Origin of the sequence: Clostridium fallax (assembly GCF_900129365.1) — a bacterium.
GTDB lineage: Bacteria > Bacillota > Clostridia > Clostridiales > Clostridiaceae > Clostridium_AH > Clostridium_AH fallax.
In genome coordinates, this window is sequence record NZ_FQVM01000046.1 from 1 (window position 1) to 7,469 (window position 7,469).

Here is a 7,469-nt window from a genome sequence, read left to right on the forward strand (position 1 = left end):
TGATAAGAGAAATAGAGTTAAGTGCTAGAACTGGTGGAATATTAAAAATAAAAGATAGAACTCATAATAAATACAAATATAAATATAATCATAGGAAAGAAAATAAAAAAGCTAAGAACAAATAAAAATATAACATTAAAAGAACTTAGTGAAAAAACAGAGCTTTCTATAGGATTTTTATCTCAACTAGAAAGAGGATTAACAACTGTTGCTATAGATTCATTAGGTAAAATCGGTAAAGAATTGGGAGTAGATTTAAGTTATTTTTTTAAAGCACCTCAAAAAAGAAAAGAAATAGTTTTAAGAAGTTATGAAAAAGAAGTATTTCAAGTTGAAAATAATAGATTTATAAAATATAACTTAAGTAATGATTTAGAAGATAAAGCTTTTTTACCACAATTATTTGAAATATTACCTTCAGATGTAAATGAAAATCTTTTATGTTATGAACACAAAGGAGAGGAATTTGTTTATGTTTTGGAAGGAGTTCTTACTTTGATAATAGATGATGAAAAAAAAGCGTTGTATCCTGGGGATAGTGCACATTATGATTCAGGTATAAAACACAATTGGGCTAATTATACAAGTAAGCCTGTCAAACTATTAACTATTCATACACCTAATATTTTTAAAGAAGAATAAAGATAAACTTAAAAATAGGAGATGGTTTTGTGGATAAAGGAACTATTATAAATATACAAAAATATTCTGTTCATGATGGACCAGGTATAAGAACTACAGTGTTTTTTAAGGGATGCCCTTTAAGTTGTTGGTGGTGTCACAATCCAGAAAGTCAAATAAAGGAACATGAAATTATGTTTTTTTATGAAAAATGCACAGGGTGTGGAGTATGTAAAAAAAGATGTCCTAGGGATGCAGTAAGAATAATAGAGGGTAAGTCTTTTATAGAAGAGGAAAAATGCATTTTATGTGGAAAGTGTATGGATTTTTGTCCTAATAATGCTAAAGAACTTGTGGGAAAGGATTTAACAAAGGAAGAAATTTTAAAAGAAATAATAAAGGATGAGATATTTTATGAAGAGTCTGGAGGGGGAGTAACTTTTTCTGGAGGAGAACCAATGTTATATGCAGACTTTTTAGATGATATTTTAACTCAATGTAAAGTTAGGGGAATACACACAGCTATAGATACTAGTGGATATGTATCTTGGAATAGCTTTGAAAAATTAAAAGATAAAGTAGATTTATTTTTATATGATATAAAATTAATGGATAGTGAAAAACATAAAAAATATACTGGAGTAGATAATAAAATCATATTAGATAATCTTAAAAATCTTTCAGATACAGGAAACAATTTAGTTATTCGAATGCCAATAATTTGTGGTGTAAACGATAACGAAGACAATATAGATAAATCTATAGAATTTATAAAAAAATTAAATGTTATAGAGGTTAATTTATTACCATATCATAAAATAGGTATGGATAAATATAAAAAACTTAAAATGGAATATAAGCTTTCAGGAAATGAAAAACCTTCAGAAGATAAGATGGCTGAAATAGTTAAAAAATTTAAAGATGCTGGTATTAAAGTGAAAATAGGAGGTTAAAGTATTATGGTCAGTGAAAGAGTTAAAAAATTAAGAAAGCAAAGTCTAGAAGCAGTGCCACGTATTTCTATGGAAAGAACACAGATTGTTACAGAGGTTTATAAAAAGTATGAAGGAACAGTTTCTACTCCAGTACTAAGAGCTTTAGTTTTAAAAGAACTTATGGCTAAAAAGGAAATTTGTATTAATGATTATGAACTTATAGTAGGAGAAAGAGGAGAAGCTCCAGCAGCTACACCTACTTATCCAGAATTATGTTGTCATACTATTGAAGACTTTGACATAATGAGTAACCGTGAAAAAATTTCTTTTAAAACCACTGAACAAGATAAAAGAATTCAAAGAGATGTGATAATTCCTTTTTGGGAAAAAAGATCAATGAGGCATAAAATATTAGAGAAAATGACTGATCAATGGAAAGATTGTTATGAGGCAGGAATATTTACTGAATTTATGGAACAAAGGGGACCAGGTCATACTGCTGGTGGAGATAAATATTATAAAAAAGGATTTTTAGATATAAAAGAGGATATAAAAAAGGCTATAGATAAATTAGATTATTTAAATGATGATAAAGCTTTAGATAAAAAGGAAGAACTAGATGCTATGAGTATAGCCTGTGATGCAATAATTATTTATGGTAAACGTTGTAGAGAAAAAGCGGAAAAATTAGCTGAAGTTGAAGAGGATATTATAAGAAAGAAGGAACTTATAGAAATAGCAGAAATGTGTAGCTGGGTACCAGCTTACGCTCCAAGAACATTTAAAGAAGCCTTACAAATGTATTGGTTTGTTCATATATGTGTAATTTCTGAATTAAATCCTTGGGATGCCTTTAATCCAGGTAGATTAGATCAACATTTATATCCCTTTTATAAAAGAGAAATTGAAGAAGGATCCTTAACTAGAGAAAAGGCAAAGGAGTTATTAGAATGTTTCTGGGTTAAATTTAATAATCAACCAGCACCACCTAAAGTTGGTATAACATTAAAAGAAAGTGGTACTTACACAGATTTTGCTAATATAAATAGTGGTGGTATGAAAGTAGATGGATCAGATGGAGTTAATGATGTAAGTTATTTAGTTCTTGATGTAATAGATGAAATGAGATTATTACAACCAAGTTCTAATGTTCAAATAAGCAAAAAAACACCGCAAAAGTTTTTGAAAAGAGCCTGTGAGATTATAAGAAAGGGTTGGGGGCAACCATCAATATTTAATGCAGATTCTGTAGTTGAAGAATTAATAAGAGCAGGAAAATCTATAGAAGATGCTAGATGTGGTGGAACAAGTGGTTGTGTTGAATCTGGTGCCTTTGGTAAAGAAGCTTATATATTAACAGGGTATATGAATTTGCCAAAAATATTAGAGACAACTCTATTAAATGGAATTGATTCTCAAAGTGGCAAACAAATAGGATTAAAGACAGGAGATATATCTGCTTTAAAAAGTTATGATGAATTATTAGAAGCCTTTAAAAAACAACTTAAACATTTTGTTGATATAAAAGTAAAAGGAAATAGAGTTATAGAGAGAATGTATGGAACTTTGATGCCAGTACCATTTTTATCAGTTATTACAGATGATTGTATTTTAAAAGGCAAGGATTATAATGAAGGAGGAGCTAGATATAATACAAGTTATATTCAAGGAGTTGGAATAGGAACAATTACAGATAGTTTAGCTGCAATAAAATATCAAGTATTTGATAAGAAAAATATAACAATGGAAGAATTAATGGATGCTTTAAAGGATAATTTTGTAGGACATGAGGATATATTTAATTTAGTTAAAAATAAAACTCCTAAATATGGCAATGATGATGATTATGCAGATGAAATAATGAAAGAAGTATTTGATGCATATTATAATGAAGTTGATGGAAGACCAAACTGTAGAGGAGGAGTATATAGAATAGATATGCTTCCAACTACATGTCATGTTTATTTTGGTTCAGTTATAAATGCTACGCCAGATGGTAGAAAGGCAAATTTACCTGTATCTGAAGGTATTTCGCCATCAAAAGGTGGAGATATAAATGGACCAACAGCAGTTATAAAATCTGCAGCAAAAATGGATCATTTAAGAACTGGAGGTACATTATTAAATCAAAAGTTTACTCCATCACTTGTTGAAGGAGAAAGAGGATTAGATGGGATGGCAAATTTAGTAAGAGCTTACTTTAGATTAGATGGTCATCACATTCAATTTAATGTAATAAGCAAAGAAACCTTATTAGAAGCTCAAAAAAATCCAAATGAATATAAAGATTTAATAGTTCGTGTTGCAGGATATAGTGACTATTTTAATAATTTAGACAGAGCATTGCAAAATGAAATTATAGAAAGAACAGAGCAAAATGGTTTTTAAAAAATAATTATACTTAGGAGGTATATTTATGAACAAAGTAATAGGTTTTATTGGATCAGGAAATATGGGGCAAGCTATTGTTGGAGGAATAGTTGGGTCAAAGCTAGTTTCTAAGGATAATATAATTTTAAGTGATTTAAATGAATCTAATTTATTAAAAGCTAAAAAAAACTTTGGCGTTAAAATTACAGAGGATAATAAAGAGGTAGCAAAAGTAGCAGATATATTGATTTTATCTGTTAAGCCTAATTTATATCCAATAGTTATAGAAGAGATAAAGGATTTTGTAAAAGATAATGTAATAATAGTTACTATAGCAGCTGGAAAATCCTTAGAAAGTACAAAGGAAGCCTTTGGAAAAGATATAAAAGTAGTTAGAGTTATGCCAAATACTCCATCCTTAGTAAGAGAAGGTATGGCAGCTATATGCTATAATAATGCAGTAGATAAAGAGGAACTTAAAGAAGTTATAAATATTTTTGAAAGCTTTGGAAAAGCTGAGATAATACAAGAAAACTTAATGGATGTGGTAACATCAGTAAGTGGGTCCTCTCCAGCCTATGTATTTCTTTTTATAGAAGCTATGGCAGATGCAGCTGTATTAGATGGAATGCCAAGAGATAAGGCATATAGATTTGCAGCTCAAGCAGTTTTAGGGTCAGCGAAAATGGTATTAGAAACAGGAATTCATCCAGGAGCACTTAAGGATATGGTTTGTTCACCAGGAGGAACAACTATAGAAGCTGTAGCTACTCTTGAAGAAGAAGGATTTAGAAATGCCGTTATAAAAGCAATGAGAAGTTGTACAAAAAAATCTCAAGAAATGTCTAAATAGTTTTAGGTATTTAATTAGTAATTTAAGATATTGTATAGTCTTCCTCATTAACTTTTTTATAATTTATTAAAAAATTTATTATAATATTATATAAAAAGAACTTATATAGAAATACTCATAAAAAGAGGTCTATCTATATAAGTTCTTTTGAAAAAAAGTTTATCTCTTAAATTTATATTTTAAAAAATATATTAAAATTAATTTTTAAATCTATATTTAGTTAATCTATTATCTTCTGATATAGTGGAAAACCCTTCTTTGTATACACTTATGATATTTCCATTATATTTATATTCTTTATTTACAGTTATATCCTTTAGTGTTTTTGATTCCTTATAATTTAAAAGGGTTTGTCCATCTATAGTTATGTATATATCTTTTGAATTTATAGGAATATCTAAATTTATAGTATCTATGCTAGGAGAATTAGAATCAAGTTTTTTTACAAATATTTTATTTATTTTATCATTAACTAAATTTCCTACGTATAAATTGCTATTTTCATCAATTTGTAAAAGATTATATTTACCATTACCTTTTATATAAATCTTTTTATCTGGTCTTGTTATATAAAATTCACTTTTATCTAAGGTTTCATAAATAAGTCTATCTTCCCTTGGAATTATTTCTATATCACTTATTTTATTAGTGTTAGGTTTAATTTTTTCAAATTCATCACTAGAATTTATTCTATATATATAACAGTTTGAAGATTTATCTATAGCTTTTAAATACATAACGCTAGTTTTAGTTGAAATAGCAAAATCATCTATATTTATGCTGTGTCTAGTTTTAGTTGATAAATCCTTCATATTATCTGATACATTTAATTCTTTACTATTTTTTATATTATTTAAATCTATAGTATGTAAAATAATCTCATTATCTTTTTTACCTATAGCAATTAATCTATTCCTATCATTTAGCCATTTAAAGCAAGAAACTTTGAAGTTATTATCTAAATTTAGATTTTCATCATTACTATTAGTAGTATTCAAAACTTTTAATTTATCATTTTCTAAAAAGGCAATATACTCACCATTGTATGATAAGGATTTATTTTTAGAGTTTTGTGGTAAATTAATATTGCAATCTTTATAAGTTGTGTCCTCTTTTATTTCAATTTGTTTTATATCAACATCAGTATTTGTTTTAAAATAGTAATTGCTTAATATAAAAAATATAGAACATTGAAAAACAACAGATAAAAGAGCCCAACAAAAAACCATTTTAAATTTTTTCATAAGTTTTCCCCTTTACTATTTAACTAATATTGATGAAGGTAAGGCTCTTTCACCTATGTTACTGGAAAGCTTATTTATAACTTTACCATTTAGATATAAAGTAGAGGATCTTCCACCATCAAGATTTATTCCATTTACTACATGTCCGTATTTGATTAAAAGTTGTTGAAGTTCTTCAAGACTAGCACCAGCTTTCATATCTGAAAGAGATCTACCCTCTATTACCATTAAAACAATAGCACTATCTGATCTTTGACCTATTGCTGTTCTAGGAGCAATACCCCAATCAGGAAGATTCTTTACAGGTAGTCCATTTTTTACTAAAGTAGGAGTGAAGGTTACTGCATCTGTAACATTTTTAGATATAAGTTCATCTAAGGTATATTTACCTACTAACATTTTTCCTTCTTTAGTCATAGCAAAGACTTCTGATTTTTCTTTTTTTGCAACGTCATTAAAAATAACTTTGCTATCAGATATTATAAAACCTCTAGGATTACCTCCATTTCCATTCCATTGATTTTTCCTATCACCTGAGGATGAAGATTCATCATGAAATGCACCACCATTTATTCCAGCAACAGCACCAAATTCCTTTGCCATTTCAGAGGTGGTTTGACCTTCTTTTCCTAAATTTTTTGAATATCCGACTGTAATTCTTTTAGGATCATTAACAACTAAATAATATCCTTTGTACTTAAAGTTTTCAAAGGAGAAAAGTTCCATTGTATCATCTTTTTTTATAGGTAAAGTAATAGTAGATTCTATATTTTTATTAGTTTCTAAATTATTATCTTTTATATCTTTAGATCTATTAGAGTTTAAAATTTCATCTATTTTATCTTGGGATAAAAAGGTTGTTGCAAGCCATTGATGGCTAAGAGTTGTCATAGCTGCACCTACATATACCTTTTTTGCTCTTTCAAAAGGACCATAAAGCAATATAAAGGGAGCAGTTATAATAGTAAAAAGAAATTCAAAAATTATGAATGCACAAAACGTTTTCAGACTAAAACGTTTCTTTTTATTATTTTTTTTGTTAAATATTTTCACAAGGTCTCTTCCTTTCTATGCAAATAAAACTAATTTTAGTATAGATATATAATAAAATTATGTCAAATTTATTTACTATTTATAGGAAATAAATACGGATAAATATATGTTTATAAATTGTATTTTAAATTTAATTTAATAATAATAAAAAATAATAGGATTATATGAGATTATAGTTAAAAATATAATATTTAAAATCTATTATTAAATTACAAAATTATTATTTAAAAGTGTATATTATTTATGATAAAAACTTAAATAATAAAGTAAATATAAAGTCTAAAATAAATAATAAAAAATATAAAAGGAGTTACATTAAAGAGTAAATAAGATATCTATAATTAATGTTTTAAATTTTTATTTGATTTTAATATTATTAGTTTTGGTATAAAA

At 27.1% G+C, this 7,469-nt stretch carries 6 protein-coding genes; 4 read left to right on the plus strand and 2 right to left on the minus strand.

What is annotated here, in order from left to right:
* Positions 1 to 78 precede the first annotated feature (78 nt).
* From BUA70_RS12615 to proC, 4 genes are read left to right on the plus strand one after another with little or no spacing between them, the layout of a single operon-like run.
* The gene (locus tag BUA70_RS12615; protein ID WP_072897839.1) at positions 79 to 642 is read left to right on the plus strand and encodes a helix-turn-helix domain-containing protein; all 564 of its coding nucleotides are present in this window, start codon (positions 79 to 81) and stop codon (positions 640 to 642) included.
* Between the two features lie 29 nt (positions 643 to 671).
* A complete protein-coding gene (locus BUA70_RS12620) occupies positions 672 to 1,574 on the plus strand; it encodes a trans-4-hydroxy-L-proline dehydratase activase (protein WP_072897840.1) in 903 nt (300 codons plus the stop codon).
* Positions 1,575 to 1,580: 6 nt separating this feature from the next.
* Positions 1,581 to 3,944 (plus strand): trans-4-hydroxy-L-proline dehydratase, encoded by a 2,364-nt coding sequence (gene hypD / locus BUA70_RS12625; protein ID WP_072897841.1) that lies wholly within the window; start codon positions 1,581 to 1,583, stop codon positions 3,942 to 3,944.
* A gap of 28 nt (positions 3,945 to 3,972) precedes the next feature.
* Positions 3,973 to 4,779 (plus strand): pyrroline-5-carboxylate reductase, encoded by an 807-nt coding sequence (proC, locus tag BUA70_RS12630; protein WP_072897842.1) that lies wholly within the window; start codon positions 3,973 to 3,975, stop codon positions 4,777 to 4,779.
* Between the two features lie 197 nt (positions 4,780 to 4,976).
* Here the strand turns inward: proC and BUA70_RS12635 are convergent, their stop codons facing one another.
* Both BUA70_RS12635 and BUA70_RS12640 read right to left on the minus strand, forming a co-directional pair.
* Positions 4,977 to 6,023: a hypothetical protein gene (locus BUA70_RS12635; protein WP_072897843.1), complete on the minus strand. Its 1,047-nt coding sequence runs from the start codon at positions 6,021 to 6,023 to the stop codon at positions 4,977 to 4,979.
* Between the two features lie 15 nt (positions 6,024 to 6,038).
* On the minus strand, positions 6,039 to 7,076 hold the full coding sequence (locus tag BUA70_RS12640; protein ID WP_072897844.1) for a phosphodiester glycosidase family protein: 1,038 nt from the start codon (positions 7,074 to 7,076) through the stop codon (positions 6,039 to 6,041).
* Positions 7,077 to 7,469 lie beyond the last annotated feature (393 nt).

What these genes read in the sequence shown, in the direction of transcription:
- hypD (WP_072897841.1), top strand. Translation starts at nt 1,581, where the DNA reads ATGGTCAGTGAAAGAGTTAAAAAATTAAGAAAGCAAAGTCTAGAAGCA.
- proC (WP_072897842.1), top strand. Translation starts at nt 3,973, where the DNA reads ATGAACAAAGTAATAGGTTTTATTGGATCAGGAAATATGGGGCAAGCT.
- BUA70_RS12635 (WP_072897843.1), bottom strand. Translation starts at nt 6,023, where the DNA reads ATGAAAAAATTTAAAATGGTTTTTTGTTGGGCTCTTTTATCTGTTGTT.